The sequence below is a fragment of the Pseudomonadota bacterium genome, from assembly GCA_026388215.1.
Lineage (GTDB): Bacteria > Desulfobacterota > Syntrophorhabdia > Syntrophorhabdales > Syntrophorhabdaceae > JAPLKF01.
This window is the reverse complement of sequence record JAPLKF010000096.1, coordinates 1-2,790: the sequence shown is the minus strand read 5'-3', so window position 1 is coordinate 2,790 and position 2,790 is coordinate 1. Positions and strand designations below refer to the sequence as shown.

3 protein-coding genes are annotated in these 2,790 nt (G+C 40.6%); all 3 read right to left on the bottom strand.

Features of this window, described 5'->3' with window-relative positions; translation table 11 throughout:
• The coding region (locus NTU69_05710; protein ID MCX5803016.1) for a class I SAM-dependent RNA methyltransferase at positions 1–1,087 on the bottom strand (1,087 nt) is incomplete at its 3' end.
• 69 nt (positions 1,088–1,156) lie between these two features.
• Positions 1,157–1,756 (bottom strand): PIN domain-containing protein, encoded by a 600-nt coding sequence (locus NTU69_05705; protein ID MCX5803015.1) that lies wholly within the window; start codon positions 1,754–1,756, stop codon positions 1,157–1,159.
• A gap of 81 nt (positions 1,757–1,837) precedes the next feature.
• Positions 1,838–2,470: a class I SAM-dependent methyltransferase gene (locus tag NTU69_05700; GenBank protein ID MCX5803014.1), complete on the bottom strand. Its 633-nt coding sequence runs from the start codon at positions 2,468–2,470 to the stop codon at positions 1,838–1,840.
• Positions 2,471–2,790: the final 320 nt, after the last annotated feature.

Sequence of the window (2,790 nt, the reverse complement as noted above, 5' to 3'; positions counted from 1 at the left end):
TTATGTCACCATTATAAATCTTTCTGTTTTTTTCCGCCTTCTTACCGAATAATCTTTCAAATGCCGGGTGGGCAGATAAGATAAAGAAAGACCACATATCGAGTTTTGAGAATACCTTCCCCATTGTTCTGTAAAGATCTTCTACTTCTTTCGATTCCCCTATCCTTTCTCCATACGGCGGGTTGCATACAATACAACCGTATTTCTTTCTTGAACGAAACTCTTCAACAGGCAGCCTTTGAAATGCAATGTAATCGGTAACACCCGCGCGAAAGGCATTATCCCTTGCCTTTTTAAGCACATCCCCATCACTGTCTGAGGCAAGTATCCTGAATTCCGCATCGTTTATCCGGGCATGTGCCTCTTCTCTTGCCAAATCCCACACGCTTTTTGGTATCTGTTTCCATTCTTCGGAGACAAAAGACCTCTTGAGTCCCGGGGCAATATTTTTCCCTATCAGGGCAGCCTCAATAGGAATTGTGCCCGAACCGCAAAAGGGGTCAGCAAGTATCCTTTCCAGGGTCCATCTACTCAATAAGACAAGCCCTGCGGCGAGTGTCTCCCTGAGTGGTGCCTCCCCTGCCCTTTCCCTGTATCCTCTTTTATGGAGTCCTGGACCTGATGTATCTATTGTGAGTATAGCAGTATCCTTCAACATAGATATTTCTATCTTGTAAACAGGGCCTGTTTCTTTAAACCACGAAGTACGGTATTTTCTTTTCATCGCCTCTACAATTGCCTTCTTTACAATAGCCTGGCAATCTTTCACGCTGAATAGTTTTGATTTTACCGACTTACCGACAATATGCATCTTCCCGTCCACAGGGATAATCTCCTCCCATCGGATGCGAAGTGTACCCTGAAAAAGCTCCTCAAAATCCGTTGCCTTAAACTCAGCAATCTTTATAAGTATCCTGTCCGCAGTCCTGAGCCAGATATTGCACCGTGCAATAGTCTTCTCATCCCCCGTAAACGTAACCTTCCCATTTTCAACGGTTAGATCACTGTAGCCAAGGACCTTTAACTCATGAGCGACAACCGACTCCAGACCAAAGGTAGATGTTGCAATGATGGTATATTCAGCCACCTCTATTCCCCTTTAACAGGCATAGCGTAAAGCGAAGTTGTATGAAGTTGTATGAAGACACGACGGTATTTAATTTTGAGAATCTAAGGTGTATTTAAGTCGATTGCCAGTCTGCGCTAAGAGACTTTTGATGAACATTTCTTCAATTATTGAATCTATTTCGTTCGCACCTGCTTTGTCCCTTAATAATGATTCGACGTGCTTCTTTAATGTATCTCTCGTTCTTGGACGTTTCTGAGGATCGATCTTATTAAGATTGGCAACTATATAGCTGGTAAATTTAGATGAGGGCATCTGTTTTTGACTATCGGCTAATTCAGTAAGATTTGCAATTCTTCTCGCATATACACCTACATCATTTATATACTTGATGAGAGAATCGAATCCGCTGTCTTTCGAGAGTATTATCAGCTCAACTTCGTTTTTCAATTTTTCACTTAAGCACCCTAATGCAAAGGCAATATGGAAATCGAGGTTGTTTTTACCATCGCCAGCTATTTTAAGCCATGTAATCCGGTCACCGAGAGTTTGAGCCTTCTCAACAAGGGGAAAGGGTATTTTGCTCTGGGATTTACCAACAAAGATTATGATATCTGTATTCGTAGTGTCGATAAGTTCAAAATCAAGTCTTTGTATATTTTCAAAATCAATTAAAATTATCCGTTTCATTGAATATACCTCTATTTTTTATGATAACTGTTTTTCAAACTTTAAACAAGTCAAACATGGTAATTTCGCATTTGGATATTTTCATTTCCTCTCCATAAATGCATAGTTTGCAAGATGAGGTGCAAATTTACCGCTGATCTCTATTGTTTTTAATTCTTTTATGTTGAAGTATGGTTCGAAAAGGTCTCTCAATTCATCATCAGAAGAAAAATACAAAATAGTACCCAGTGGTGTTTCTCTGTATTTCCCTGAGCCACCAAACTGAAGATCCTTCTCACTGAAACAAACAGAAAGATACTTCCCTCCTGGATTAATTATTCTATACACATTTTTAATATATTTCTTCCTTTTGTCAGGGAATATATGATGCAACAACTCCCAGTCATAAGCAAAATCAAAAGTTTCCTTAACTTCATCCAAATCCCCAAGAACATCGGCAACAAGAAAATTCCACTTGACTCCTTTCTTCTTTGCATTTTCTTCGGCAATCTCTATAGCCACTGGGGAAATATCAATTCCTGTAACGTCAAATCCTATACTGGCAAGATAAATAGCATAGTTACCAGCACCGCAGCCCAAATCAATAGTTTTGCAGGGTGTCACTTTTCCGCTATCGACCAACTCAGCTAAAGCGTCTGGCGGAGTCTCAATGTTCCAAGGAATCTCTTCCAGAGGTATATTTTTATAAATGCTGTCCATCTCAACCTGCATCATAGCATCCTACATATATTATATTTACTTTGTAAACTTTTATAAACTACCTTGAAGCCGATTGCGGCTAACGTGTGCGGCACAGATGAATCCCGCGTACCGCGGGACAGGGCGGTCCCGCCATTGGCGTAATTTGTGAGCTTTGCGTTTGTGCAGGTTTATCTGCAGTTGCCGGCAAAATGTTATATTTCAAAGCCTGACCCCATTTTTACATTCCGTACAAGTGAGTAAAATCTCTCGCCCTTTGAGTGTAGGCCGCTAACCCCTTCCCAAAATTCGGTTTTGGTTAACTTTAAAGAAGACATGATTCACCCCCATTTTTT

What these genes read in the sequence shown, in the direction of transcription:
- NTU69_05705 (MCX5803015.1), bottom strand. Translation starts at nt 1,756, where the DNA reads ATGAAACGGATAATTTTAATTGATTTTGAAAATATACAAAGACTTGAT.
- NTU69_05700 (MCX5803014.1), bottom strand. Translation starts at nt 2,470, where the DNA reads ATGATGCAGGTTGAGATGGACAGCATTTATAAAAATATACCTCTGGAA.